Origin of the sequence: Blautia caccae, from assembly GCF_040095955.1 — a bacterium.
GTDB classification, from domain to species: Bacteria; Bacillota; Clostridia; order Lachnospirales; family Lachnospiraceae; genus Blautia; species Blautia celeris.
In genome coordinates this window covers 246303-273295 of record NZ_JBBMFP010000002.1, presented here as the reverse complement: position 1 = coordinate 273295, position 26993 = coordinate 246303, and the positions used below count along the sequence as shown (strand labels likewise).

The 26993-nt window shown below is 45.0% G+C and carries 20 protein-coding genes and 2 pseudogenes; 7 read left to right on the top strand and 15 right to left on the bottom strand.

The genetic code is table 11. From position 1 onward, the window contains the following. Positions 1 to 5 precede the first annotated feature (5 nt). Complete coding sequence (locus WMO65_RS03160) at positions 6 to 434, top strand: DUF3788 domain-containing protein (RefSeq protein WP_148391402.1); 429 nt, start codon at positions 6 to 8, stop codon at positions 432 to 434. A gap of 32 nt (positions 435 to 466) precedes the next feature. Here the strand turns inward: WMO65_RS03160 and WMO65_RS03155 are convergent, their stop codons facing one another. Further along, positions 467 to 664: a hypothetical protein gene (locus tag WMO65_RS03155; protein ID WP_148391403.1), complete on the bottom strand. Its 198-nt coding sequence runs from the start codon at positions 662 to 664 to the stop codon at positions 467 to 469. Positions 665 to 1169: 505 nt separating this feature from the next. Between WMO65_RS03155 and WMO65_RS03150 the strand changes: the two genes are divergently transcribed. The 3 genes and pseudogenes from WMO65_RS03150 to WMO65_RS03140 all read left to right on the top strand — a co-directional run. Continuing rightward, complete coding sequence (locus WMO65_RS03150; protein ID WP_033142441.1) at positions 1170 to 1583, top strand: GNAT family N-acetyltransferase; 414 nt, start codon at positions 1170 to 1172, stop codon at positions 1581 to 1583. Between the two features lie 47 nt (positions 1584 to 1630). Further along, positions 1631 to 1807: a DUF6440 family protein gene (locus WMO65_RS03145; protein WP_187370506.1), complete on the top strand. Its 177-nt coding sequence runs from the start codon at positions 1631 to 1633 to the stop codon at positions 1805 to 1807. Positions 1808 to 1913: 106 nt separating this feature from the next. Then, positions 1914 to 2132, top strand: a pseudogene (locus WMO65_RS03140) (DUF3788 family protein); the annotation flags it as partial. 586 nt (positions 2133 to 2718) lie between these two features. Here the strand turns inward: WMO65_RS03140 and WMO65_RS26635 are convergent. The 10 genes and pseudogenes from WMO65_RS26635 to WMO65_RS03080 form a co-directional block, all read right to left on the bottom strand. Then, positions 2719 to 4092, bottom strand: a pseudogene (locus tag WMO65_RS26635) (transposase). Positions 4093 to 4184: 92 nt separating this feature from the next. Further along, a complete protein-coding gene (locus WMO65_RS03120) occupies positions 4185 to 4886 on the bottom strand; it encodes a P-II family nitrogen regulator (protein ID WP_148391404.1) in 702 nt (233 codons plus the stop codon). Beyond that, the gene (locus WMO65_RS03115; RefSeq protein ID WP_148391405.1) at positions 4879 to 6399 is read right to left on the bottom strand and encodes a DUF1538 domain-containing protein; all 1521 of its coding nucleotides are present in this window, start codon (positions 6397 to 6399) and stop codon (positions 4879 to 4881) included. The genes WMO65_RS03120 and WMO65_RS03115 overlap by 8 nt, the downstream gene beginning before the upstream one ends. A 95-nt stretch (positions 6400 to 6494) precedes the next feature. Beyond that, on the bottom strand, positions 6495 to 6920 hold the full coding sequence (locus WMO65_RS03110) for a MarR family winged helix-turn-helix transcriptional regulator (protein WP_148391406.1): 426 nt from the start codon (positions 6918 to 6920) through the stop codon (positions 6495 to 6497). A 3-nt stretch (positions 6921 to 6923) separates the two neighbouring features. Beyond that, positions 6924 to 8300 (bottom strand): GntR family transcriptional regulator, encoded by a 1377-nt coding sequence (locus WMO65_RS03105; RefSeq protein WP_148391407.1) that lies wholly within the window; start codon positions 8298 to 8300, stop codon positions 6924 to 6926. 233 nt (positions 8301 to 8533) lie between these two features. After that, positions 8534 to 8674 carry a hypothetical protein gene (locus WMO65_RS03100; protein WP_187370507.1) on the bottom strand — a complete coding sequence of 47 codons (141 nt, stop codon included), beginning with the start codon at positions 8672 to 8674 and terminating at the stop codon, positions 8534 to 8536. Between the two features lies 1 nt (position 8675). Continuing rightward, the gene (locus WMO65_RS03095; protein ID WP_148391408.1) at positions 8676 to 9041 is read right to left on the bottom strand and encodes an Hpt domain-containing protein; all 366 of its coding nucleotides are present in this window, start codon (positions 9039 to 9041) and stop codon (positions 8676 to 8678) included. Positions 9042 to 9043: 2 nt separating this feature from the next. Then, positions 9044 to 12655 carry a response regulator gene (locus WMO65_RS03090; RefSeq protein ID WP_148391409.1) on the bottom strand — a complete coding sequence of 1204 codons (3612 nt, stop codon included), beginning with the start codon at positions 12653 to 12655 and terminating at the stop codon, positions 9044 to 9046. Beyond that, on the bottom strand, positions 12634 to 15210 hold the full coding sequence (locus WMO65_RS03085) for an EAL domain-containing protein (RefSeq protein WP_148391410.1): 2577 nt from the start codon (positions 15208 to 15210) through the stop codon (positions 12634 to 12636). Before WMO65_RS03085 ends, WMO65_RS03090 begins: the two co-directional genes overlap by 22 nt. 259 nt (positions 15211 to 15469) lie before the next feature. Next, positions 15470 to 16042 (bottom strand): DUF4097 family beta strand repeat-containing protein, encoded by a 573-nt coding sequence (locus WMO65_RS03080; RefSeq protein ID WP_148391411.1) that lies wholly within the window; start codon positions 16040 to 16042, stop codon positions 15470 to 15472. Between the two features lie 952 nt (positions 16043 to 16994). On the opposite strand from WMO65_RS03080, the gene WMO65_RS03075 reads away from it, so the two are divergent. The 3 genes from WMO65_RS03075 to WMO65_RS03065 all read left to right on the top strand — a co-directional run bounded on the left by WMO65_RS03075 (position 16995) and on the right by WMO65_RS03065 (position 18934). Then, the gene (locus WMO65_RS03075; protein ID WP_148391412.1) at positions 16995 to 17819 is read left to right on the top strand and encodes a nitroreductase family protein; all 825 of its coding nucleotides are present in this window, start codon (positions 16995 to 16997) and stop codon (positions 17817 to 17819) included. A 159-nt stretch (positions 17820 to 17978) separates the two neighbouring features. Then, the gene (locus WMO65_RS03070) at positions 17979 to 18359 is read left to right on the top strand and encodes a hypothetical protein (RefSeq protein ID WP_148391413.1); all 381 of its coding nucleotides are present in this window, start codon (positions 17979 to 17981) and stop codon (positions 18357 to 18359) included. Between the two features lie 29 nt (positions 18360 to 18388). Next, positions 18389 to 18934, top strand: coding sequence for a GNAT family N-acetyltransferase (locus WMO65_RS03065; RefSeq protein WP_148391414.1), 546 nt, complete (start codon positions 18389 to 18391; stop codon positions 18932 to 18934). Between the two features lie 535 nt (positions 18935 to 19469). On the opposite strand, the gene WMO65_RS03060 is transcribed toward WMO65_RS03065, so the two are convergent. The 4 genes from WMO65_RS03060 to WMO65_RS03045 form a co-directional block, all read right to left on the bottom strand. After that, the gene (locus tag WMO65_RS03060; RefSeq protein ID WP_148391415.1) at positions 19470 to 21356 is read right to left on the bottom strand and encodes an extracellular solute-binding protein; all 1887 of its coding nucleotides are present in this window, start codon (positions 21354 to 21356) and stop codon (positions 19470 to 19472) included. A gap of 12 nt (positions 21357 to 21368) precedes the next feature. Next, positions 21369 to 23846 carry a hybrid sensor histidine kinase/response regulator gene (locus WMO65_RS03055; protein WP_349063632.1) on the bottom strand — a complete coding sequence of 826 codons (2478 nt, stop codon included), beginning with the start codon at positions 23844 to 23846 and terminating at the stop codon, positions 21369 to 21371. Between the two features lie 63 nt (positions 23847 to 23909). Continuing rightward, a complete protein-coding gene (locus WMO65_RS03050; protein ID WP_148391417.1) occupies positions 23910 to 25202 on the bottom strand; it encodes a hypothetical protein in 1293 nt (430 codons plus the stop codon). Then, positions 25195 to 26763, bottom strand: a complete 1569-nt coding sequence (locus WMO65_RS03045; protein ID WP_148391418.1) for a GGDEF domain-containing protein — start codon at positions 26761 to 26763, stop codon at positions 25195 to 25197. Before WMO65_RS03045 ends, WMO65_RS03050 begins: the two co-directional genes overlap by 8 nt. Positions 26764 to 26993 lie beyond the last annotated feature (230 nt).

Sequence of the window (26993 nt, the reverse complement as noted above, 5' to 3'; positions counted from 1 at the left end):
ATCGTATGTATGAAAGAATGTTAAATAAACAAGCTGTGCCGACCATTGAGGAAATGACATCGTATTGTGGAGTAAACGCCGAATTATTTACAATGCTGAATCAGTGGTTATCAAATCAATATTGCACTTTGCAGGAAACGGTTTTCCCCTATGGCAATCATTATGGATGGGGAATTGCTCACAGATCAAAGAAAAAGCTGCTCTGCAATATTTTTCCGGAAGATAATGCTTTTACAGTAATGGTCCGGCTTTCTGACCGGCAGTTTGCTTCGGTCTATGGAAATATGCAAAAATACACGCAGGAATATATGGATCATAAATACCCCTGCGGCGATGGCGGATGGATACATTATCGTGTGAAATGCAAAGAACATTTGGAAGATATAATGAAATTGTTGATTGTCAAATCGGAACAGAGGATCTGGAGATTTTAGACACGCTGTCTGACGGCGCTTTCATGTTCCTGTTAGACGAAAAAAGCAGATCCCATGTGAAATCTCTGCTGTTCCAGCGAACTTTGATTGGAGTCGTTGCTGTCCATGCTGACAAAATCCAATTCTGTCAGGATTTTTTGTCCGTTATTGAACACGCTTAATCCGGCACCCTCATAAATATCAACGGCGGGCCTGCACAATAATCCGCCGCTCTGAGATTTCGCACTCATATTCATCTGCTGAACAAGTATCGGTACAAATAGATGCGCCCGTGTCCCAGGTATTGACATAGCCCTGTGGGAGCTTACCATGATCCTCTAAAACTTTTTTCATTACTCCTCTGTACTGTTTGCGCATTTCTTTTCTTGCGTCTTCCTTATTCCAAAACAAATCCATCACAATAAATACTTCTGCTGTCGTCATCCTTTATGAGAGACATCAGGACAAACAATGGTTTCCCTATCTGCTTTGCGTGATTCATCTTGTTTACCTCCCATCGTCTTTTTTGTTTCATACTAAATATGCCGGATGATGAATATATGGAATAAAGAAAAAAGCCATCGGCATAAGCTGGATAGCGCCAAACTGCTATACAATCACATTAAAATACTGTATGATGAAACAAATGGAAACTGAGGAGGCAAGAAAATGATAACAGGGTACTATTGTACAAATACTTTTTCAGAGTAAGTATCCCAGTTTACCAAGCCAAAAAATAGAATTTGGGGGTAATACATGGAATACAAAGAAAATATGCTATGCTACGAAGATTATTATAGGTTAAGAAAAAGCGTCGATTGGTTAAATTTTTCAGAACAACAGGCTCAAAAAGCTCTTGACAGAAGCTTATATACAGTAATTGCAGTTGAAAATGACCAAACTGTTGGCATGGGAAGATTGATCGGAGATGGTCTGTATTATATGATTATTGATATTATAGTCCATCCTGCCTATCAAAAAAATGGCGTGGGAAGTCAAATAATCAATATGATAATCAAATATGTTGATGATGAAACACCAGTCAACGGGCGTTCCAGCATACAGCTAATCGCGGAAAAAGGAAAGGAAACATTCTATCAAAAAATGGGATTTAAGTTAATCCCTCATGATTATTGCGGTTCTTGTATGAGAAAAGTAATTCATAAATAAATCCCGGGTTGTTGAACTTAAAAAATTAGAATTTGGAGGAATATTAAATGAATAAAAGATTTGAGTTTACAGAAAAAGAAGGGGTTTCAGAAGGAGCTAAAATCGTTGTTGATAAAGAAACGGGAGTGCAATACTTACTGGCTCATTGGACAAATGTTGGAGGGCTTACTGTACTGGTAGATAAAGACGGAAAACCATTATTAGACCCACGATATGCTAAATGATATAAATCCCGGTTTTTCTGTCTGGAAAATTTGAAATTCGGAGGGATGTATATGTATGAAAGAATGTTAGAGAAATAAAATGAGCCTACCATCGAAAGAATCCGAACAGGCAATCACGTTTCCCTATGGGAATCAATACGGCTGGGGAATTGCCCATCGGAAAAACAAAAAGCTGATCTGTCATGTGTTTGCCGAAGAGAACGCATTTGCCGTGATGATGAGATTATCAAACAAGCAGTTTGAATCCATATATAGTCAGGTGCGGACGTATACGCGGGAACAGATTGATCATAAGTATCCCTGCGGTGACGGCGGATGGCTTCATTAGAAAGTGCATCCCTGATTTCTTCCTCACTGGCGGCCTCTGTGATGCAAAGCTGCACCTGCCCGACGTTTCCTGTGGAATTCAGGAGAAGTTCAAGCACAATATGGTCACTGCATCTGCCTTGAAAAAGGCCGGCTCCGAGATGATCCAGCTCTGCCCCCAAATAATTTGACAGTGACTGAAGCAAATCCCCATTGAATACGATATCTAATCCACTTTCTTCCAGAATATAATTTTTTCCTGTCTCCAGGGCCGCTTTTACTCGGGCGTCTGCTGACGCTGTCACCGCCGGTACATCGCCGGCATCCCCTTTATTATTTCTCACATGTTCCGGTACTGACATATATGCGTGGATTGTAGGAATGCCAAAAGTCCTGCAAAAAGGATCACGGTACCAATGATAAATTTTTTCTGAGATTTCAGAGAAAAAGGGGCTGTAAAATAAGTCCCTAATTAGGAATCGCCAGCTCCGGCTAATACCGGCTCTGGCGATTCTTTCTTTTTATACCTACTTTTTTAGACAATTCTTGATTTCACTCATAAAAATGGGTTCACTTATTAAGCCTATGAGGCTAAATTTTAGGCTTTAAGCAGCTAGTTCTTTTCGCTGCTTTTTGTTATGATATTTATAGATATTATAACCGCAAGAAATTAACGTGAGTTCGAGAATCACATTTTTCTCGCCTCTTCGAAATAATCTTTTGTAAGATTTGTCCCACTTTAATATACCGAAGGTTCCTTCTGCCTGTATACTTCGATTCATTCGCAAAAGTGCTCCTTGTATGGACTCAAGGTTCGAAATTACTTCCTGATGTATGGTAGTCAATTCCTCATTCATGCGAATGGTTCGGTTTCCCGATGCCTTAGGACAGCATTCGCTTTTATGTTGACAACCCTCACAGGATTCGCATTCATAGAATTCTTCTGTTCTCCCATATTGATTCCTATAAACAGGCCGCTTGCATTTGAAGCGGAATCTTCTTCCGTTTGGGCAGAGCAGATTTCCGAATTTATCTCTTTGAAAGTTTACAGCACGATATGGATTTTCATGATACTTTTTATCGTTTGTCTCTTTTTTGAACATGGTGAATTTCATATATTTTTCCATCCCATGCTCTTCGCAATAAAGATAATTATTGTAAGAACCATACCCTGCATCCGCAACAGGATATTTTGGATAATGCCCATATGTTTCCTAAAACTTCTCCATCAGTGGAACAAAGCATTCCATGTCTGATGCGTATGGTTTTACATCCACTATTGCTATGTATTCATCGCAAACAGCCATCTGGAGGTTGTAGGCCGGAAGCAACTGATCATTTCCCATGTGATCTTTTTTTAACCGCATAAAAGTGGCATACTCTTCCCGCTTCTCAAGTTTCAGATTGAAATAGCCTAACACTTCCTGGTTCATAGCGTCGATCAGCATCGAAATCTTTTCAAAAACTTTGCTATGATTCTTTGTACAGGATTTTTTTCGTACCCAGGTATAGCGGTTCGCATTTGCCTCTATTTTCGTGCCATCGATGTAGGTATGTTCCAGATCCACGTGGTCTTGTTGAAAAATATAGGCATTCACGTCCAGAAAAATCTTTTCTATGGAATCAGTAAGCTCATTTCGAATGAAGTTGCCAAAGGTGGCAAAGGAAGGTGCCTTCATGCCATCAAGAAGATACAGGTATCGGATATCGTTCCTGCAGAATTTTTCGATATCACGCAGAGAAGAAATCCCGTTTTCCATGAAAGCAAAGAGTATCACTTTGAGGAGTTTCTGTTGATCACATCTTGGGCGGCCTGTTTTGTATCCTTTCACTACAAAATATTTTGATAGGTCGATGTGATCCATCACCTCACAGAAAGTGTATACCGAATCAGAAATATCAATTAATTTTTCAATTTCTAATGGTAATTTTAATTGACGTGGAGTATAATAATCATTGGTAAGGTTAGTTAGTCGCATAATTAATTATACCAAAAAATCGCTGAAGTCTCACGACCTCAGCGATTTTTCTGTTTGGGGATTTTTTTTTATAGCCCCTTTTTCTGCTCCCCTTATTCCAGCCCCAGTGCATCTTCCACAGGAATGGACAAAACCATACCATGTGCCGGTGTTTTCAGTCCGCATGACTGGCTGATCACAGTCATGATCTCCGCTTTCTTCTCTCTGGGAACAATGACCATTGTAAATTCCTGTTCGTCCTGCAGGGAAATCCCCATATATTGGCTGACATGCTTGGAATTTCTCCTTCTGCCTTTCATGACCGTGCCGCCTTTGGCACCTGCTTTATGTGCAGCTTCAATTACATCCTCGCTATAGCCGCTGGCTGTTGAAACTAAGATCATTGTATATTCCGATGTCCCCTTCATCTTTGTTTCCTCACTTTCCAATTTTTTTATTATATTACTTCGAGCTTCATCGTTCAGTACATCCAGCACAGGGGACTGTATGCCTGTTAGTGGTACTATCACAGCAATCCCCCGGCCTTTCTGGCGCAGCAGCAATTTCTCCTCCATAAGCTTAAGCGCACCTTTTATCATTAATTTCGGCAGGATCCCGATGGTGATCAGCTTCGTCGTTCCGCATAAGCCAAAGATGTCCATGATCTCGGTTGGCGCGGTCCCCTTCCCTCTGCACTGATAATAGATGGGGATGTGGAGCATCTCAAATACATCCTCCAATTTCTTTTCATCCTCTATCCGCATGATGGAGACCATCACACGGGGTGAGATCATTTTTTCGTCCATATTATTCATCTTCATCCTCCTCCAGTTCTATCACTATATCCTCTGCCAGTGTCGAGCCTGCCAGCGGGACTGCTTTTGCTTTATGATTATAAACAAGGCCCATAATCTGGATCGCGATCAGCGGGGCCAGCGCCACCAAAGCCACGATGCCGAATGCGTCCCTTACTACATTGCCGCCGATGGCAGTACATGCCCCCATAGACAGCGGAAGTAAAAAGGTAGACGTCATCGGACCACTGGCGACCCCTCCGGAGTCAAAAGCGATACCTACAAAAACCGGCGGGACAAGCCGGCTCAGCACCAGTGCCAGTATATAGCCGGGGATGGTGATCCAATAGATGCTGATGCCGCTTAAAACACGTACCATAGATAACGCTACTGCACAGGCAACGCCCAGGGAAAGCGAGGCATTCATCATTTTATGTGAGATCGCGCCTCCGGTGAGATCTTCCACCTGTTCGTTCAGAAGCTGTACGGCCGGCTCTGCTTTAACGATATAGTATCCGATCAGGATTCCAACAGGGACCATCAGCCATTTCAGCCAGCCGTCTGTCAGTCCGCTTCCCAGCAGGTTTCCTACCGGGGCAAAGCCCACGTTTACGCCTGTCAGAAACAGGATCAGCCCGATCACCGTATATAAAAATCCGATGCACATGCGCAGGATATGCCGCCTTCGGAAATGCTTTGAAAAGATCTGGAATATAAGAAATACACAAAGGACAGGCAGTATGCTCTGGGTAACTTCTCTGGCATACTTCGGAACTGCTGATAGGAATTGTTTTACTACATCATGGGTCGTAATGACTGGCATCAGTTCAACCGCACTGTAGGTCGCCTCAGTTGGATGATAGAAGATCCCAAGCAGCAGTACCATCAGGATGGGCCCGATACTGCACAGGGCAATCAAGCCAAAACTGTCATTGGCGCCATCTTTGTCACTTCGTGACGCAGACAGGCCGACGCCTAATGCCATGATAAACGGAACCGTCATAGGTCCTGTCGTAACACCGCCGGCATCAAAGGCCACGGCAACAAAATCGGAGGGGGTTAAAAAGGCGAGTATAAACAGCAGTATATAAAGTACCGTCAGCATTTTCGAGAGGCTGATGTGGAATAAGATCCGGCAGACTGCCACCGAAGTAAAAATGCCGACCCCAACTGCCACGGTCCAGATCAACACCTCATTGGGAATGGAGGCAACCTGGTTGGCCAGAACCTGCAGGTCAGGTTCTGCTATTGTAATAAATGCTCCTATCAGGAAGCAGACGGCAATGATGAGGAGCAGCTTCTGGCCTTTGAGAAGCCTTCCTCCAATCCCCTGCCCTAAAGGCGTCATCGCCATCTCTGCCCCCAGCTGAAAGAATCCCATACCAAAAATCAGGAGCATCGCCCCGGTAAGAAACAAAGCGATCGTGCCAATCTCCATCGGAACGACCGTAATGCTAAGAACCAGGACGATCAATGTGATTGGAAGGACACTTGAGAGTGCTTCTTTCGTTTTTTCTTTCAATTTTTCATTCATATATAGTGATGATGCCTCCTTTGGTTATATGCAAGTAACTAACAATGTTAGCTATTAAAGTGACAGAAAAGTTACGGCGGACCGCCGTAGCTTTCTTAACTATGTCTGGAATATATTTGGATAAGCTTTTTTTGTATCCGAAGATATTCCAGGGCATCATCTTCCCCTAATTGTTCCAGCGTCTGGGCCACCACATCTGCTACTTCCTTCCGCTTTTTACGGATCGTCTCGGTCCCTTTAGAGGTTAGATTGACGATGATATGGCGGTTATCTTCTGCATCTGCCGTGCGGGCGATCAGGCCTTTTTCTTCCATATGGTTCAAAAGGGCCGCGATTCTGGCCGTACTGACCACCAATTGCTGGCTTAATTCCGAAGGATATACCGCATGTTTACGAGTGAGCAGATAATTCAGGACAAAGTACTCTCCCTTGACCAGTTCAGATAATTTTCTATTTGCCGGGATCTGCAGCATACCGGCGCGGATGCCCAGCAGTTCATTTGCAAGTGATCGATAGTCCATGAATCAGAGCCCTCCAAATGTTCTGCTGCGGTCTGCTTCTCTTCTAAGGAGTTCTTCCCAGATCCCGGCAAAGCCTTCTATATCATCTTTAGACAGAGCCTGTATCATACGGCTTATCTCATCCAGATACTCACTGCACATCCTTTGTTTTTGAATACGGATCAGTGCGAACGGGTATCCCCATGCCAGTAATTCACGCAGTTTCCCATAGCATTCCTTTATGACATCCAGCGTACAGTTTTCTTCAATAAAGCTGAGCAGTATCTCAAAACAACGGTAACTGGTCTTTTCTGACAATAGTGTTTCAAATTCCTGCCGTAATGCTGCCCTTTTTTCCTTGGATGTTTCTGCCAGCACATACTGGGCTACAGGATAAATGGTCAGGGACAGGATATGCAGGCTCTCCTGATATAACCGAAAGCCTTCCCTTACTCCTGACATAGAAAGATCAATCTTTCCCTCCTCCATACAGACCAGTGTCCCTCTGCCGTGATAGGATCTTGTAACACCAAGGCCGGCTAAGATATCCAGTGTCCGCCGGATGGTCATATCCGAGACTCCATACAGCTCAGCCATTTTGGAGATCGACGGCAGATAAGTGCCCTCCGGATAACGTCCGTTCATGGCCTCCCGTATGATCTGGGACGCCAGGGTATAACGCAGCTGCGGACGGTGCCGGTAGATACTCCACTCAAAAGGTACGGGTTCTGCTTGCTCCATTGCAGATTCCGGTTTCGACTCATCTAAAAATGCAAATACTTTTTCAAGCTCCAGTTCGTAGTTCCGAAATAGATTTCGGCCGATAAAGGTGAGGATATCCTTCCGGGGCAGGCTCGTAAGGTCCGACGGAAGGGGCTCTGTTTCTTTCCGCAGGTACGGGAACCGTACATACCGTATGATCTCCCAGAAAAAGTTCAGAACCAGCTGATTGTCCAGCATATTTATTGTATACAAAAAGAACCTGACCGCCATTGAGTCGGGATTCTTCTGAGCCTTTGCCAGAAATTCCAGCAATAATTCATCACTGCATCTGCTCAGCCCTTCTTTCCAAAGCGGCTGAAGGAGCAGGCGTCCGGATTGATTGAATTCCGTGATACCCTTTCTGCGCTCTGCAAAATACCGGTAAGCTCTTTCCCTGCATTCCCCTGGCGCGGGCTGATAGGCAACCCTTGCCACCTTTCTTTCCTCCAGCTTTACGTACCCCTGCTTCTCCAGCTGAGAAAATGCCTGCCGAACAGTAGATGGCGAAAGGTGGAAGGATTCCGCAATCTTTGGAGCTGATTGTAGTTTTTCTTCAAAATCATAAAATCCAAAAAGGATCCTGGCCTCAAAATATTCATACACGAGCATATGCAGCTCACTATCTATATCTATCTCCATATCTGTACCCTGATTCTTCCTACTATAATTATAAAACAAACAGGGCACGGAGGGATCCCGTTGTGCCCTGCTAAACTTTTAACTAAATTTTAAGCTCTGGGGCACAGAATGTCAATATCATCTGTGGATTATCATTGTCTTAATCATCTGTGGTCTATCATATCCGAAAGCACTGACTGCAAAAGATCCGCGTCAATGGGTTTGGGTACATGGGAATTCATGCCTGTACATTCTCAGCAAAGGCATTGGCCCTTAGCCAGCCGGTTCGCATATAAGAGGCTGCGGTCATCGACGGAGCTGACTAACTCCGCCACCGGCGCATGGTCCAGCACTGCCACAGACTGGAAGGGGGACAGTGGAAATGACTTTACCATACTATACCCCTCCATTCAGTTGTACCCAGAAAGCTTCCACTTTTTTATGCTCACTCAGGATTCCGTTATAAAGTGCCGGATAATCGCCGTACTCCTCTTTGGCCCTCAGCGGCTCCATGATGGCACAGACCGCCTCACTGAAAGGCTCCAGCCCCATATTCCCCGCCATACCTTTCAGTGTATGGGCTGCCTCAAATGCAGCCTGAAGGTCACCGGACGAAAGGGCCTTTCCCAGTTTTTCAAGGTTTTTATCCTGAAAGAGCATCCCAAAACATTTCAGGTACATTCCTTCATTTCCCATGAAACGCCTCATGGCAGTATCATAATCGCCGCCATATGCTTCAAATAGCTCTCGAAATTCTGGCATTCCTATTCCTCCTTTCCGATGATAAAATGATGAAGCGTCTGATACAGTCGGTTAGGGTCAATGGGTTTCTCCAGATGCGCATTCATACCGGCGGCTTTGCTTTTTTCAATGTCTTCATCAAATGCATTGGCTGTCATAGCAATAATGGGGATTTCCCCGGCATCCGGATTACTTAAGTTTCTGATATTTCTGGCTGCGGTCAGACCATCCATGACAGGCATGCGGATATCCATCAGGATCGCTGCATAATGGCCCTTCTCCGTCTTTGCGAACATCTCCATCGCGCGCAGGCCGTTTTCCGCTGTTTCTACCATGAGTCCTCTGCTTTCTAAAAGCATCATGGCCACCTCGGTATTCAGAGCATTATCCTCTACCAGCAGTACCCGCCTGCCTGTAAAATCGTATGCCGGCGTGGTATTTTTTTTCTGTTCTTCCTCTTTTTCCCCCAGCGTTTTTGAAAAAGCTGAGATAAGTGAAGAACGGAACATAGGCTTGCTCACCAGCAGATTGACACCTGCCAGCTTTGCTTCATGTTCAATGACACTCCAGTCATAGGCGGTCATGATAATGATTGTGACATCCGGGCCTACGATTGTTCGGATCTTGCGGGCAGTCTCAATACCATTCATCCCCGGCATTTTCCAGTCGATCAGGACCATGTCGTAATACTTGTTTTCTGACCAGAGCTCTTCCACACGTTTTACCGCTTTACTGCCGCTGTCCACCCATTCGCCTGTGATCCCTATTTCTTTTAATGTAGCGACCACACTGATACAGGCTGCTACATCATCATCCACCACCAGAGTCTTCAAATGGGCAAAGTTATGGATCTGCGCTTTTTTCCTGCTTTGCAGCAGCGCCTCCTCTGTGATTCCCAGTCTGGCAACCACAGTGAACTCCGTGCCGATCCCTTTTATGGAACGCACCTCAATGTGCCCGTCCATCAGATCCACAATGTTTTTGGAGATTGCAAGTCCAAGTCCTGTTCCGCCGTATAAAGCCGTGGTACCGGTGGACTCCTGTGAAAACGGTTCAAATATATGGGGCAGGAATTCTTCATTCATGCCGACCCCTGTATCATTTACCACAAAACGCAGCTCAGCACCTTTTCTGCTGCGCCTGCACTGCTCCACGGAAAAAGTGACCGTCCCGCCCTCTGGGGTAAATTTGATGGCATTTCCTATAATATTGACCAGCACCTGCTGCAGCTTCATCGCGTCACCCACGTAATAGTCATCCAGTACCGGGTCCACGATACACTCATATGCAACGCCCTTGGCTTCTGCCTGGGAAAAACAGATGGCATTGATGCCGTTGACAAATTCTTCTGTAGGTATCTTTTCATTTTTCAGCAGCATCTTGCCGCTTTCAATGCGGCTCATATCCAATATATCGTTGATCAGGGACAACAGAAATCTGGATGAGATTCCAATCTTTGACAGGCAGTCCGCCACCTGCGTATTGTCATGATTTGCCTGGACAGCGATGGCTGTCATGCCGATGATGGCATTCATCGGGGTGCGTATCTCGTGGCTCATACGGGACAGGAAATCCGTTTTTGCAGCATTGGCCTGCTCGGCTGCCATAAGGGCGGATGACATATCCTCCCTTTGTTTCCGCTCCTGTTCTACTACATCTGTGACGTCTGCCCGGGTCATACACACCCGTCCAAGCTCTTCACTAATGTAAAATACCTGAAAACGCTTCATCCGTGGGACCTGCTCATCCCAAAGCTTCAGGATAAATGTATAAGAGCCGTGTTCAGCCAATTGCTGTTTCATATATTCAAAGTCCAGCTTATTCAGGAATTTCTCTTTGCCCCGCTCATCCATGCATCGTAAGGCTACCCGGCGGATTTCCTGCTGGAAATCCCCCTGTAGTGGGATTGAGGGGTTCCATCCATCGGAGAATCCTACCAGACGGTAGCCGGAGGTCTGTATGTCTATCTCCGTGATGATGTCATAGTCCAGCCTGGTGACCTTCTTTAACAGTTCTTCCTGCAGCTTCTGCTCTGTGATATCCAGAGTATAGAAAAACATGATCACATCACCGGTGGCAGGGTTCAGACAGGTACGGAAATTGGAACGGCTCCAAAAGGCAGTACCGTCCTTCCGCCTGCGCATGAAGGTGAAGTGATAATCCACCTTTCCCGCCCCGTAATCTGCCAGAACCTTCTCCCGCTCCAAAGTATTCATCATATCCTTTCCGTAATCGGGATTTACGGAAGAGTCCGCCAGATTTTCTACCGTCTGGTCATAGGTATCGCCCAGTCGGGCCACTGCTACATTTGCGGTTGATATGTAGCTCTCTATCTTATTTTGCGTCACATTGATGCGGCCCTGGAATGTGCCGTCCTTGGAGGAAAGCTCAGCAAAATAAGTCATTTCCTGTTCATACAGTTCATTGATCCGCTCCTGCAGGCGCTTCTCCTCTGTGATATCCACAAGGACGCAGTAGAAATGCCGCTCCCCGTTTGGCGCTTCAAATAAGTGGCCTTTCACAGATACCCACTTAATACTGCCGTCTTTACAGAGGAAGCGGTTCTCATTTTTTATGGTATTGCCATATATTAGCTGTTCATTCAATCTGTCTGTCAAAACGGCCAGATCATCAGGATGCATGACCGCAGACATCTTATTGCCCAGGGCAGCGAATTCTTCCCTGCTGTAGCCAAGGAATTCAAACAGCCCGTCATTTGCATCGATCACAGGGAAGTCCGCATCAAACCGGCAGCGGAAAACCCCGCCCGGAATGTTGTTATAAAGATGAAGGATCTCATTGCGGTCGTTCCGCTGGGCTGTGATATCCACACACACAGAAGCAATAGCAGGTTGTCTGTTTTCCGCCGCGACCACCCTTCCGATGTCATGGACCCAGATGTAGTTACCGTCCTTCTTTTTCATTCGGTACTCTACTGCATAATCACCGGAATCTTTGATCTGGCGCCGTACTGTTTCATTCACCATCTCCCGGTCATCCGGATGCATGCAGTGCAGGATTTTCCCTCCGATGTCTGTGACAAATTCTTCCTCATCTGCATATCCCAGGTAGTCCAGCATCGGTCTGTTGACGAAATAGAACGGGAATCCTTCGTCCAGATAGCTGCCCATCATGCCTCCGGCCAGGGAGTCATTGAGGATTTCCTGATGCCGACGTGCTATGTTCTCCATCACCAGTGTTTTTGGGTAATGCTCATCTTTTTGCTGAGTCACACTGGGCTGTGCAAAGTGAAGGCTCCGTATCTGCCAGAACCCCTGCCGGCACAAAAGCAGGATAAAACCGCGTAGATACCATGTATAGAGGGAATTCTTCAGACACATCTCAACAGAAAGATGACAGGCATTCTCAGATACCAGTTCTTCATCCAGCACCGCAAGGCCGCAGGCGAATGGCTCCTGCATTTCCCTGATATCTTCCCTGAGGTATGCCTCCATTTTATCCCGCCCTTTGATATGTACCTGCTCCCCTACCCCGATGAAACTTACATTATCCGCCAGAAAGCTGGCCGCCGCCTCGGCATCCCGTTGTTCAAACCATGTGCGGCAAAAAAGCTCTGCCTGTTCTCTCGCCTCTTTTCGCTGGCCTGTCTGTCTTATTTTCTCCACAGCCGGCATCCTCCTTTATTCCCTGTTTTCACCTGATACAGTGCCTGATCTGCTTTCTCGAGCACTGCCTGAATCGGTTCTTTCAAATCCCAGATGGCAACACCCACTGAGCAGGCCGCCGGTATCCTCTGAAAGGCGCGTTCCTTCTTCATGGCCTGACAGATATCCTCCCCCTTTTTGAGTGCGGCTTCTGTTTTCATGCATTTCATAATTATTACAAACTCATCGCCGCCGTATCTGGCCAACACGTCCGTCTCTCTGGCATGGGCGTTTAAAAAATCTCCAAACTGGCAGAGCGCCTCATCGCCCTTCCCATGTCCCAGGGTGTCATTGATTCTTTTAAGGTCATCCAGATCGAATAAATACACCGCACAGGGTGCATCCCCCTCCCGGAAGGTTTCGATAGCAGTCATAAGTCCCCGGCGGTTTAAAAGGCCGGTCATATAATCCATGTAAGCCTCCTTTTTAAGGTCAAACTCTTTCATTCTGAATAAGGTCAGCTCAACTGCATGGAGTGTTCTCTTACGAAGGCTGCTCTGTAGATGCGGTTTCGCCGTATAATCCGCGGCTCCCAGTTCCATCGCTCTGCCTTCCAGCTCTTCATCGGCCGGGCCCGTGGCAATGACAGGGATATCCCAGACCACTTTTGAATTTTGCAATGCCCCAAGTATTGTGAATCCATCCGGGTTTTTTATAGACAGGTTCAGGATGGTGGCAGCAATCCTGTTCCCATAACGGGTGAGCATGGTCAGGACTGTCTCTCCGTCGGCAGCCTCCAGGACCGTATATTTATCCGAAAAGGTTTCACGCACCTTATTGCGGTAAGAAGCCACCTCGTCAGCAACCACCAGAAATCCCTTCTCCTCCAGCAGAGGCAGTTCTTCCTGTATTTCTGACTGTTTGTCGGATTGGCACATAAGGGCTTCAAATTCATCACATGGCATAGGCTTTGCAAAATAATAGCCCTGCACGTAGTCGCAGCCATACTGACGCAGACGCTCCAGCTGCTCTTTTGTCTCCACTCCCTCTGCTATCACACTCAGGCACATGGAACGTGCCAGACCCATGATAAAGCGCAGGATCCCCTGATGGACCGGTTTTGCTGTTTCAATCTGGATGAACTTCATATCCAGCTTCAGGATATCCATAGGCATCTGGTTCAGCATATTTAAGGAGGAATAACCGCTGCCGAAATCATCCATCTCCACGATAAAGCCCAGGTCCCGCAGACCACTTACCGTATCGATGATCTGGTCAGGATCTTCTGTATATGCACTTTCCGTTATCTCTAAGTGAAGCCTTGAGGGTTTCAGTCCATATTTTTTCACAAGGGTTGTCAATATCTCTGCGAGTTCCACATTGTAAATATCCGCTCTGGAAACATTGGCGGAAATAGATGGAAGATGATGCCCTTTTTGGTCCCACTCCTGCAGCATGGCACAAGCCCTGTCCCACACAAACTGGTCCAACTTCGTGATAAAGCCGTTTTTCTCAAACAAGGGGATGAACTGTCCCGGAGCCTGCATGCCGAATTCCGGATGCTTCCAACGGATCAGCGCCTCCGCCCCGGAAAGGGTGTTGTCCTCTATCCTGTATTTGGGCTGCAGATATACTTCAAACTGTCCTTGTTCCAGGGCGTCCTCCATGCTGTCCGTGATCGCCTGTTCCAATAATAGTTTCTTTCGCAGCTTGTCATCATAGACGGCAAAATGTTTCCCGTACTGCCCTTTTATACTGCGTACAGCCAGAAACGCCCGGTCGCACATCTGTTCCACCTTGATCGCCCCGTCCTCGATGTAGTAGATCCCCCATTTCAATACGATATTCTTCGTGCCGGATAAGGTATTGATCTTATTCTCCGCCTCCACAAACCATTGTTCCCTGTAATCCGTTTGATGCTCCAATAAACAGGCGAACTTGTCTGCGTTCAGCCTGCCGTAGATGCCCCGGTCCCCCACATCAGTTATGTACATATTTGCCACCTGGCACAGAAGGTTATCTCCTGCGGGAATGCCGAAAATGTCATTGACCAGTTTAAAGTTTTCAATGTCTGAACAGAGGATATCATAGGACTTGTCTGGGTTGTGGTCCAGGACCTCCCTGACCTTCTGGTAAAAGAACTCCTTTGTGTAAAGGCCTGTCAGCCGGTCATACTGCAGCATGTTGACGATGGCTGCGGTTTCACGGAAGTTGATGATATTCGCTATGCGGTGCAGGATGACCTCCGGCCGGTAAGGCTTTGAGACAAAGTCATTAGCCCCACAGGATAAAGCGGCGACTTCACTTTTTTCACCGTCACTTTGGGTTGTCACGATCACAGGAATGGAAGAATAGGCAGGATTCGCCTTGATAACTGACAGAAAGGTGTGACCGTCCATAACGGGCATGATGATATCCAGCAGTATGAGGGAGATTTCTTCCCCATACTGCTTCAGGACTTCCAGTGCCTCCTGTCCGTTGGACGCTTCTGCTACCTCATATATTAAGGCGGATGTCAGAATCCCGCTCAATATCATCCGGTTCATGGCATTGTCTTCTACGATAAGGATTTTCTTTTTTGGCATTCTGATTACCCCTCTATTCTGATTCGAATATTTGTCTGCTAAATATCCCTTTCAAAAGGATACAGCCTGGATAAAGCCGTCCTCTCGATTTTTGTCTGTCTGTTCATGTACATTACAGATTTTTATTATAACATGGAAGATGTCAAAACACAACAAATTTAGTCTGCAGGCTAACCTATGAAATATATTTCTTTTTCAAATATTAGTGAAACGAAAAAAGCACCCGTCATTGTGACATGTGCCTTCTTCAAGCCGATGATTATTCAGATAGTCTTACCTTTATATCACCATTCGTAACTTTGAACTCTATAAGCTTCGAACTTTCTATTACATGGTTATCCAGCTCACTCTTTCCATTCTTAACTTCTGTTACTATCAGATACTCTTCCTCATTCCCTTTTATCGTTCCTTTAATGCTGCCATTTTCAGTGGAGCACTTGTAATTAGATGCGCTGGGATCCCTAAAAACTATATTTCCATTTGTCGTTTCAATCGAAATGCTCTCGTATTCTTTTTGAGGTAATGAGATATTGACTGCGTTATCCTCTACCCCCACTGTACCACGCGTTTTTTCAATGGTTAATATGCCATTCGTTATATCAATCTCATACCACGGGTCAGTGGGGGAATCCGAGTATTTAACAAGTACATCTTCACGCTCTGACATTTTGACCGTTATACTAGCGCTTATGTCTCTTACTATGATATCAGAGACTTCGTCCGCGCTTTGAAACTTCTTTCTTTCGTATTCATCATAATCATCAGTCACTATACAACCGGATAATAATCCCACCATTACAATCATAATTATTCCTAAAGAGACCTTCTTCATCTTTTCCCCTTCTACTCGTACCGCTGATATACTTCCTGCCTCTGGTACTCAATGGAGCGATATTTTATATAAACACATTTAATAGGATTGTCCGATAATGAATCTGTATATAGCCGGAATCTGAATTATTTATAAAAAGCTATATAGCCGGTCTTTGTCGGATGGTCTGCAAACAAAGCATCTCTTTCTTTCAGGACCTTATGTGCGACGGCCAGGTTAGCTCCTGAGGCCACAAAATTTGTTATCACGGTGAGCATTGATATGGTGCCGGGATATACGAATAAAAAGATTGTGCTTCCAATCCCTGTTCTGTCCGCCGGTTCCACAACTTCAATTCTAACAGAAAGTGATCATCAAATAGAATATGATACTGTTCACGTACATCACAGAATTTATTATAACATGAGAGGCCTCTGAGCACAACTGATTTCGACTGCCGGCTTATCTATTTGGTTATATTTTATCGGCTTTACAAGACGCGGTGGGCTGTGGGGGAAGAATAATGCCACGATATACCGAATTGATTGTTTTTTAAAGGCTCCTATGTTATAATATTTTGTAATGTACATGAACAGAATCGTATCATGGCTAAAGTACGGGGCGGAACGACTATCTAAATAAAAAGGCCTTTGAAGATGACCAGGATTATCTGGAGGGGATCACCGGCCTGTTTGAAGATTACGACCTGACGGATTATGATGTGGAGACCTTCAGCTCGGTCAGTTCGGTTCTTTCTACCTTAGGCGGAAACGGAATGATCTCACATTTGGAACTCATTCTTCCAGGCGATAAGCTCCTGACCGCCGGCGGAGAGCTGCTTAATGTATCCGGCCAGCTCTCATTCACTGAGAATGCCGCCCAGGAAAGCCACATATCCCGGCTGTGTACGGACTTTCAGGACCCGGACACCCTTGGGTAACAGAGAGGCTTGGATGAAAAGGAAGGAGAGATCATGGAACTATTTGAATCGCCAATTTTCAAGGATGATATAGGGAGACGAACCTTTCTTGAAATCCCGTTCGATGCAAGGGAGCGGTTTTGCAAACCGAAGGGTACGATCTATGTAAGCGGAACGATCAACGGTACCCCGTACCGAGGTAAATTATTATCCCGTGGCGGCGGAAAATTTCTGATGGGTTTAGATAAGCCGTTACAAAAGTCCCTTGGATTTGATGGACAGACCATGAACGCGCATGTCACCATGTCCTCCGAAGAGCTGGAACCTGCTGGCAAGAAACGTGAAGAGCCTGTTGCTGTCAGCAGCGGTATGGATGTACTTGCGGCGATCAAAACGCGGCAAAGCATACGAAAGTTCGCCTCAAGGCCCGTCGGGGACGATATGGTTACGACAATACTTTGCTGTGGAATGTATGCGCCTACGGCGAAAAATAAGCGCCCCTGCCATTTCATTGTTATAAGGAACAGACAGCTTCTGGCAGAACTTGCCTCACAAAACTCACAGGCCGCTATGCTTGAATCCGCCGCTGGTGCCATCGTCATTTGTGGTGATAAGAATATAGAGGGAATGAAAGAGTTTTTGTATGCAGACTGTGCTGCTGCCACGCAGAACATCCTGCTCGGTATTCATGGCCTTGGGCTGGGAGGCGTTTGGTGCGGAGTGGCGTCAAACTCTGATTGGCGGAAGCGGATGATTGCTGCGTTAGAACTTCCCGTTAAACTGGAACCCGTCGCGGTGATTGCATTCGGATGGCCGGATGAGGAGAAGGAATTACGGGGCCGCTGGGAACCGGAAAAGATTCATTATGACAGGTGGTAATGATCTGTTGGAAAATGGTCTTGTTGGGAGCGAGCGTCTTATGAGGATAACAGGTGTATCAATAAATTAAAATTGAACAAAATTGCTACGCCACAGCCTCGGCAGGCTATCGCTCAGCTATTTTGTTCAATTTGAATTTGAGGAGTGAAGAGGATTACAATGAAAATCATGAAAACTATTTTGATAATGCTTTTGATAATCACAGCAATCAGCCTTACTGCATGTACAAGTGCAAAAAATATTTCAAATAGCCCCTTTCCTGGCGTTGATGATGCCGATATCCCCGATATATTGGAAACGACAGTCGGCAATTTAGGGAACGTCTACTATTCTGCCGGTATAACCAATGCCCCGGATTATAAATCGGTATTAACTGTAACCTTTGAAGATACAACCGAAGCAGATTATGATACCCTAATGGAGCATTATAAATCTGAATCGACGGGAACTGATGAAAATAACGCATTATTGTTTGAGTGGGGAATGCTTCAAGTATCGTCCAATAATAACTCAATTACAATTAATGCATTGATCAAATGATGCAAATTTGAATATGCAGGAGTGCTGAAATGATAAATATTATTGAAACAGAACGTTTAATTCTTCGTCCGCTTACACTTGAAGATGCGGATATTGCCTATTATGGATGGACTGGAGATGCGGAAGTAGCGGAATATGTAAGTTGGCTTCCTCACCATTCGATTGATGATACGATTGAATGGATAAAAGAAATTGAGTGGAAACAGGATGATATAGGGAATATCTTGGAAAATAACAATTACATTTGGGGATTTGAATTGAAAGAAACAGGTGAACTTTTCGGTTCTGGTGGGTTAATTTGGGAAGAAAAAAGGCAACTGTTTCAAGTCGGATATAATATCATGAAGACGCATTGGAATCACGGATATACCACAGAAGCGATGCAGGCAATTTTCAGTTTTGTCTCCGCCAATTTGGGTATAAAGCGAATTGCTGGCAGTCACGCAAAAGAAAACCTTGCTTCTGCAAAGGTACTTGAAAAGCTTGGCTTTGTTTATGACAGAGATGGTATTACTTCCCATGTTGATGGGGTTCGTCACTTTGATAACCGAGAATATTTTTTAGAGTTGGACTGACAAATTCAAACTTGTCTGGAAAACTGGAATTAGTAGATTCATTCCTCTATAAAATTTGATGTTTTTATGATCCAATCTGATTTCCACCAATTTTTGCTGATATGCCATTCCTCAGGATAGCCTGTCCAGGCCCAATTGATATTCCATGTCCCATCCTCATTTTGAGTGTCTGCAATAAACTTGCATTCAAAATCGCATACTTCTTGGTTCGCCAAATAGAAATCGCTCTTTTTAGAGGTGATAAACGGGGATGGCTTGCAAACATATTCCGTTTTCCAACTCTCGTCGTATTATCCCAGGAATGCCCATCAAAATTCACCTGCGAGGCCTTGCTGCGTTGAAATTCACTTTTTCCCCTCCTGTCTTTAGAAAACAAATCCTTCTAACCAACACACAGATTTATCGACAAATTCAAATTGAATTTGACAATCTCTTTTCATATACAGTAATAGACAAGGCTTTCCTTGTTCGTCTAATTCAGTTCTTTTATAAATATCAAATACCATGTGTTCATAAAATCCTTTTGCAAGAGGAATTAACGGAAACGGACATTCTGGGGACTGGGAGTGATAGTCTGCTCTGTCTGTATATAATCCTTTAGAACATCCGTCATTGACAGATCCGTCTCCCGGATATTTCCGGTTTCTTCCTCAGTCAGCACACCGCTTAAAAATGCTACAGTATATGTGGATTCAGGGTTCAGAGTATTTTGATTCAGCTTCACATCGCTGACCCTGTGTCCCTCGTCCTGTTCTGTATCATAGGTAAGTGTAAGGCCGGAAACAGCGAAGGGATGAAAATGGTCCACTACCCCTGTCTCCTGCTCTTTTATGGAGGTGGCTCCGTGCTCCAGAATATCCAGCAGTTCACTGCCCGTAACCGAAGCAGTGCTGCACAGCAGCGGGACGTCCAATTCTATTTGTGTAATCCTGGTTATATCGGCATTTGTTATGCCGCCCTCATACAGCCTGGACCGGGTTCCTCCTACAGGGGCATAAAAATCCGCTTCTGCCATGCCGATCAGTGCAACATCCGTGCCGGCGGCAGTACGCAGGGCGTCCGCCTTCAGGTTCCCTGTCTGCAATACCGTAAAATCCTCAGTGGCGCTTCCGATATACTCTTCGGCCTGCCCTCCCTTTTCCAGTAGTTTCTGACACTTTTCCAGTATTTCATCACTGGTTGTTTCACCGCGGATAAAGGCTGCGATTTCCGTTTCAAGCACAGAAGTAAACATGTCATATCCGGGACGCATGATATATTGTCCGCTCTCAATCTGGATCCTGATATCTTCCATAAAAGATTCATCGGGAACTTCTGCACCTCTGGTTGCCGACACCATTCCCAGTCCGTCTTTAATCAACAATTGCTGCCCTTCATCCGAGGCCATAAAAGAAAGGATTTCCATGACAGCTTCCCTCTTTTCTTCATTTCCCTCCAGGCTCAGTTCCTGGTTCGCACAGAAATAATAGCCAAGGTTCAGAAGCCATCCCTGTCCGTCCGTCATGCTGAAATGGGGCATAAAACAGTACTCGTCTGTCCCCTCCTCATTGTATGTGCGCAGCAGATCAATCTCCCCGGAAGTAATGGCAATCTTTCTATTAAGAAAGTCTTCATTGCACATACTGCCTGTAAACTCTAAATCCTCCGTGCGAACCAGGCCGGCATCCATCAGCCGCTCTAAATCCTGAAAAGCCGTCAGCATAGGCTCGAGCGATACCTTTTCCCCGGCCATAAGCCTGTTGTGCCACATCTGTCCGTCCACCTGGGTGAGCGTGTCAAGAGCGGAATAGACACAGTAATTATATATTTGAAAGCTTTGCAGACTGGAATCATGAAAGACAAACCGATATCCGCGTATCCCGCTTTTATCAATTTCTACCGCTAACTTTAAATATTCATCGTAGGTCTTTGGTACGCTCCATCCATTTTCCTCGAACAATGTTCTGTTATAAATATTACAATTAAAGCTGAGAGGACCGGGAAGCAGATAAATATGTCCTTCTTCATCCATCTGAAGCGCATTTGCATTATAACTTGCCGGAAATGACTGGGTAGAAAGATCCAGAAGCAGTCCCGTTAAGTCCGCTTTTGGTATGTGCCCTGCCTTGATCAGGACCAGATCCCCCATATCCTTGTTTTTAACCCGGGCAATGTGTTCATTGATTTTAAAAGAACCTGCATAACTGTCCTGAATTAACCGGACATTCTCAAAACGCTCCTCCACTGCTTCGGCAAAATGATTCACCGGAATGCTGGTTGTGATTGTGACTGCAATACAGTCGCTTTCATCTTCCTCCGCCGTCCCGATGAAATTCTCGCTCACGGAGTTTTCCTTCACGGTGCATCCTCCCAGCAATGCGAGGAGCAGCATCAGTCCGGCACATGTTATCATAATATAGTACTTTCTTTTGCCTTTTCCCATTTCAGACCCCGCCTAATCTATATATTTTTTGATTTCCTTTATAATTGCTTCCATATCCAATGGTTTCGCAAAATGACTGTTCATTCCGGCCTCTTTCGCCATGATAATATCTTCTGAAAAAGCATCTGCTGTCATGGCAAATATAGGGATGCGGCCTGCATCCTCTCGGTCTGCGCTGCGGATGGCTCTTGCAGCCTCATACCCATTCATAACAGGCATCTGAATATCCATGAGAATCATATCGTAATATCCAGCCGGTGAGCGCCCGAACAGCTCCACGGCCTCTCTCCCATTCCAGGCTGTCTCGACCTCTGCCCCAAGTTCACTCATAGAATACAGGGCAATCTCCTGATTGATTTCGTTATCTTCGACCAGCAGAAATCTTCTGCCCTTCAAAGTCAGTCTCTTTACGGCACTTACCTTTTCCTTCTTATCCTGGTTAAGATAATATCTCTGGATACAGTCATACAGGGTGGATTTAAAGAATGGCTTTTGAATAAAACCGTCAATCTTTGTATCATTGACCCCGGATTCAATCTCCGACAGGTCATAGGCACTGATGATCAGGATCGGCACGTCATCTCCCACGTATTCGCGTATGGATCTGGCCGCATCTGCACCTCCTAATTTCGGCATTTTCCAGTCCAGAAGAATCATCTGATAATCGTCCCCTTCAAGACAGGATTCCCGGACCTTTTCAACAGCCTCCTGACCGTTGAAGGCCACGTCCACAACTGCTCCCATTGTTTTTAAGAACTCAGCCGCAGACAGGCATGTATCTGGATCGTCATCCGCTAATAATACCCGGATGGCAGGAAGTGTCAGCTCCTGCGGCTCTGCGGCAATCTGCAGGTCAAGCTCTACAGTGAATACACTCCCTTTATCAAGCTCACTCTCTACCCGGATGGTTCCGTCCATCATATCCACAATCATTTTAGTGATGGACATGCCCAGCCCGCTGCCCTCAATCTTATCAATCCGGCTGTCCCGTTCCCGTGAAAAGGATTCAAACAGATTTTTCTGGAATTCAGGCGATATCCCGATTCCTGTGTCAGCCACGCAGAATACAAAATGCCCACAGCCCTTTACAGGGGAAGGCTGTTCGCATACATCCACACTGATCTTTCCTCCGTCAGGTGTAAACTTAAGGGCATTGCCCAAAAGATTAATCAGAATCTGGCTCAGACGCAGGGAATCAAAAACCAGCTCTTCATGGTCAATATCGTGTATTCGGATATTAAATTCCTGGTTTTTCTGCCGGATAGTGGGCCGGGTGATTCCTACCAGATTATCCATCAGCTCCACTAGAGATGCCGTATTGTTATTGAGGACCATTTTGCCGCTTTCAATCTTGGACATATCCAGAATATCATTGATCAGACCGACAAGCAGATGCCCTGACAGATTAATTTTCTGAAGGCAGTCTCTTACCTTCTCGGGTTCGTTTAAATGACCGGACGCTATTTTTGTCATTCCCACAATAGCATTCATCGGAGTACGGATATCATGTGACATATTAGAGAGGAAACGGCTCTTAGCCATATTCGCACTTTCTGCTGCTTTCCTTGCCTTTTCTTCTGCATGCAGGACTTTTTTTGCCGAGTCAGAATAAAGCAGAATAAAGGCTGCTATAATCAGAGCCCCTATCAGCAGCAGACAGAGAAACGTAATAATGGAAGACTGCTGTATACGCCCGCTGACTACATCCATAGGCACCATCATGATCAGCTGCCAGTCGTCAACCCCTACCGGAGTATGATTCAAATAGTATTCACCATTGTCTGTGTGAACGGTCATCAGCTCCTGATGGTCTGAGTGTATATTCTCCCGAAGCAGCTGTGCAGAACCTCTTTCAAATTTCTCTTCTGCCAGACTGTTGAAGAGATTATAACCGGATATGGCACTGTCCTGAGCAGTCCGAAAGAGCACGACCCCGTCCTTATGAGTAATATACAGCTCCGCTTTTCCGTCAAATGCCTGTATATCAAGGATATCGAATAGATTCTGACTGTTGTATGTCGCTCCCATAGCTTTGAATGTTTTACCGCTGATGCTTAGGTTCTCCACCGGAGAGAGAAAAACAAGCTTATTTTCGTCTTCGAAAAGAACATTGTCCAGTATCACAGGGATTCGCTCAGTCAGCAGATTCACGATTATCTCTTTCTGTGACAGCAGAGAGAAGGAATTTTCATTATCATAGTACATGGCGTCTTTATCTACAAAGCACAGTGAGTCAAATCCCCAGTCCTCTTTCTTTTCTCTGATATAACTGTTAAAGTCTGTATCATCCTGATAAGGAACATCGGATAAATAATTGTGAAACATTTCTACCATATTCCACTGACTTTGGGACTGTTTGACAATGGAAGCTGCCATCTGTCTGGAAACCTCATCCAGATGCTCCGAACTTTCTGTATATGTAGTCTGTCGGATAATGGAGGTATAGTATAACAAGGTGCATACAATGATACACGCAAATGCTATTACCAAAGGGATTTTCCAGTTTATTTTTCTTTGTCCTCTCATTGTTGGATACCGTTCCTTTTATTGATTTTATGAAACACAGATGCTCTGATACTTCTTCTCTGCCGAATCGATTAGCTGGCTGACCGTCATGCCGTCATCCGGAAACTCCACCTGTATGTACCTGGGGATGATAAATTCCTTTTTTCCGTCTATTCTCTTTTTCAGGATCAGCTGCAATATGAAATCTTCAATGATTTCCTGATCCGTTTCTTTAAACAGGCCAATAAGCAGCACTTCTTCATTCAACCGTGCCGTAAGGGCATCTTCCTGAAAGCTGTTGTTTATGCTCTGGAATATAACATCAAAATATTCATCAATCTGCCGGCTTTGCAGTTTCTCGGCCAGATTATGAAAGTTTGTGAGATGGATGTACAGGAGCCTGATATATTTCTTATTTTTTATTCTTTTCTGATCAGCATAATGACAGAATCCGTCTAAATTCAATAAGCCGCTGTCCGGATAAGTATAACCGGCCCTTTTTAACCTCTTCTCTTTCCGGAACAGGATATATATAGTACAGATTAACAGATATACTGTTAAACCGCCGAAGATACACCCCAGACTGATCAGCGTCTCCGTTGTCCGGGATAGCCAGCCATCTTTGGGCTGTATACTGATATTCCAGTTTGCAGGAAGATTGAACTCCAGTTTTACTGCTTCAGAGAAATCGACTGATTCATCACTGACTGCAATAATCATCTTTTTCTCACCTAACTCATCGACTCTCCACAATTCATAGTCATACATCCCGGATTCCAGCAGACCTAACTGCAATTGCTCTATGACACTGTTGTGTTCCAGAGCAGCTACAATCTCACCTTGAAATCTGTTCCCGTTTACAATCGGATTAATAAAGAAAAAAACATCCTTTTCACAGAAATCTACTGTTTCGGGTCCTTCTATAACTTCACTTTTAATCACCTTTGCAAGAGTATGGCTGTAAGGAAACTCACTCAGGTTCTTTCCCTCTAGGTCCTGATACTTTGCAGGCAATATTTTAGCCATAGAATCGCCGTTAAAATATGCCAGATAAACTATTTCTTCGTGCTGTGCAAGTAATTTGCTTCCGATATCAGAAAAAACGCCGGTGATATCGTTATTTGTATCTCCAATGAAAACGGAAAGGATGGACGCATAATTTAACTGATTGAGATTCCCCCTGATTTTTTCCGTATAAACCTTCGCAACGGTGCCTGCATCACGCTGATGCTGATCGGTCAGCCACTGGCGGATCATATTCCTCAGTCCTAAAAAAACGCTTAAGATTACGAACGCTAATATAATAAACTCGAATAGTTTCTTCCTGCTTGTATTATTCATATACATGTTCTCCATTTAAAAAAAGAGAGTACCGCCCTTTACTGTGACGCTTTACATCATAGAGCGCCTTGTCAGCATTGGAGATGAGGGTATCCAGAGAGGATTGCCTGTCCCAGATACATGCCCCGATACTGCAGTGGACCTTAACTTCTTCTTTGTAGGAGACAGAAATCTGCAGGTTTTTTACAAGCTCCATTAATACTTCTTTCAATTCCCCGACATTTTCTATGTCCTTAAGCAGCAGAATAAATTCATCCCCGCCGTATCTTCCTGCAAAACCGTCATATCTTTTCTCATATTCACGCAGAATACTGCCGATTTTCTGTAAGGCAATGTCACCTGCTGCATGTCCATAAGTATCATTTAATATCTTCAGATCATCAAGATCCACAAAACAAAGCGTAATGATATCTTTATCTTCTTTACAATTCAGAAGAAGCTTTGCCTGATTCAGAAAAAATGTCCGTGTGGAAAGACCTGTCAGCTCATCCCTCAGTCCCTTGCTGGACATTTGAAGAATTGTTTCATAATCAATGTTTTCGACATCGTCACTATTATATAATTTCTTCTCAATATCATGGAAAGAAGCAAGCAGTTTTCTCGTAGCCTGCGCCTGCGTCTTTGTCTGCCGGACGATATATAGATAAAAGACAGTCATGGACCCTGTAAGCAAAACACAAAACAGCAGTATATAAGGAAGAATCGCAAGAAAACTGGAAAAGAAATCAGCCGTTACCAGTATGTCCCAGTTGGTCTGTTTGATGGGTCCATATAATGTATATTGAATACTTCCGGTTTTCATGCTTGTAAAAGAGCCTGCTTCGCGTGCAAGCAAAGACACTTCAAGCTGATCTGTTGTAGTATTAAATAATGTTCTGTCGCCTAATATATCCATGTATAAAGCGCCGTAATCCAAGTTATTGGTCGAAGACATGACCTGTCCTTTCGAGCCGATCAATATTGCGTCTACACCGTCAGCCGTTGCAGCCTGTTCCATCAGCTTAATTGTCTCATCAAAATATATGGAGCAAAACAGGCTTCCTGTCATCTCCTGCTCCATCATAAGGGGTACCGCGACAGTATAATTTAGAGTTACCCCGTCCGCCCCGGCGATGAAGCTGTCAGTCACAATATCATTCCTCGTAGAATAGAGCTTTTGCATATGCTCGCGGCTTGCCAGACTTGCGGGCTCTTCCCCCAGCGTATACACCTGGATCTCCTTATCAACATAGCAGATAAACATGTATCCAAACTGTTCATTGATTTTATCAATCTTTTCTACCTTTTCCTCCCAGGGTATCTGGGGATCATAAAATTCAGGAAGAGATGCGAGTGATTTTAATAGCTTTAACGACTCATCGACTCTTTGGGAAATCTGAGCAGAAGCGCTCTGACAGGCAGTCTCAGCCGATTGCCTCATTGTCCTTACACTGAGAAAAATCCCCGCTGCACCGGCAAGTAATATGCAGATTAGAGATAAACAAATAAACCTTTTGCGGATTGCCGGCAGCAAAAGGATTTCATAGTTAGAATTTTTTTCGTGCTGATCTGATTTTTTCATATAGTTTGTCCCCTATTTCCTGTTAGGAAAGTTATTCTGTTAAGAATGTTTCCCTAGCCAGCCTGTTTGCGTAAAGTAGGCCGTGGCCATCGACGGAACTGACGAACACAGACATCGGCGCGTGGTCCAGCACTACCGCAGATTGGGTGGGGGACAGTGGAAATGACTTTGCCATACTATACCCCTCCCTTCAGCTGTGTCAAAAACACCGCATTCATCCCCGTAGATCT

What these genes read in the sequence shown, in the direction of transcription:
- WMO65_RS03160 (WP_148391402.1), top strand. Translation starts at nt 6, where the DNA reads ATGTATGAAAGAATGTTAAATAAACAAGCTGTGCCGACCATTGAGGAA.
- WMO65_RS03155 (WP_148391403.1), bottom strand. Translation starts at nt 664, where the DNA reads ATGAGTGCGAAATCTCAGAGCGGCGGATTATTGTGCAGGCCCGCCGTT.
- WMO65_RS03150 (WP_033142441.1), top strand. Translation starts at nt 1,170, where the DNA reads ATGGAATACAAAGAAAATATGCTATGCTACGAAGATTATTATAGGTTA.
- WMO65_RS03145 (WP_187370506.1), top strand. Translation starts at nt 1,631, where the DNA reads ATGAATAAAAGATTTGAGTTTACAGAAAAAGAAGGGGTTTCAGAAGGA.
- WMO65_RS03120 (WP_148391404.1), bottom strand. Translation starts at nt 4,886, where the DNA reads ATGAATAATATGGACGAAAAAATGATCTCACCCCGTGTGATGGTCTCC.
- WMO65_RS03115 (WP_148391405.1), bottom strand. Translation starts at nt 6,399, where the DNA reads ATGAATGAAAAATTGAAAGAAAAAACGAAAGAAGCACTCTCAAGTGTC.
- WMO65_RS03110 (WP_148391406.1), bottom strand. Translation starts at nt 6,920, where the DNA reads ATGGACTATCGATCACTTGCAAATGAACTGCTGGGCATCCGCGCCGGT.
- WMO65_RS03105 (WP_148391407.1), bottom strand. Translation starts at nt 8,300, where the DNA reads ATGGAGATAGATATAGATAGTGAGCTGCATATGCTCGTGTATGAATAT.
- WMO65_RS03100 (WP_187370507.1), bottom strand. Translation starts at nt 8,674, where the DNA reads ATGGTAAAGTCATTTCCACTGTCCCCCTTCCAGTCTGTGGCAGTGCTG.
- WMO65_RS03095 (WP_148391408.1), bottom strand. Translation starts at nt 9,041, where the DNA reads ATGCCAGAATTTCGAGAGCTATTTGAAGCATATGGCGGCGATTATGAT.
- WMO65_RS03090 (WP_148391409.1), bottom strand. Translation starts at nt 12,655, where the DNA reads ATGCCGGCTGTGGAGAAAATAAGACAGACAGGCCAGCGAAAAGAGGCG.
- WMO65_RS03085 (WP_148391410.1), bottom strand. Translation starts at nt 15,210, where the DNA reads ATGCCAAAAAAGAAAATCCTTATCGTAGAAGACAATGCCATGAACCGG.
- WMO65_RS03080 (WP_148391411.1), bottom strand. Translation starts at nt 16,042, where the DNA reads ATGAAGAAGGTCTCTTTAGGAATAATTATGATTGTAATGGTGGGATTA.
- WMO65_RS03075 (WP_148391412.1), top strand. Translation starts at nt 16,995, where the DNA reads ATGGAACTATTTGAATCGCCAATTTTCAAGGATGATATAGGGAGACGA.
- WMO65_RS03070 (WP_148391413.1), top strand. Translation starts at nt 17,979, where the DNA reads ATGAAAATCATGAAAACTATTTTGATAATGCTTTTGATAATCACAGCA.
- WMO65_RS03065 (WP_148391414.1), top strand. Translation starts at nt 18,389, where the DNA reads ATGATAAATATTATTGAAACAGAACGTTTAATTCTTCGTCCGCTTACA.
- WMO65_RS03060 (WP_148391415.1), bottom strand. Translation starts at nt 21,356, where the DNA reads ATGGGAAAAGGCAAAAGAAAGTACTATATTATGATAACATGTGCCGGA.
- WMO65_RS03050 (WP_148391417.1), bottom strand. Translation starts at nt 25,202, where the DNA reads ATGAATAATACAAGCAGGAAGAAACTATTCGAGTTTATTATATTAGCG.
- WMO65_RS03045 (WP_148391418.1), bottom strand. Translation starts at nt 26,763, where the DNA reads ATGAAAAAATCAGATCAGCACGAAAAAAATTCTAACTATGAAATCCTT.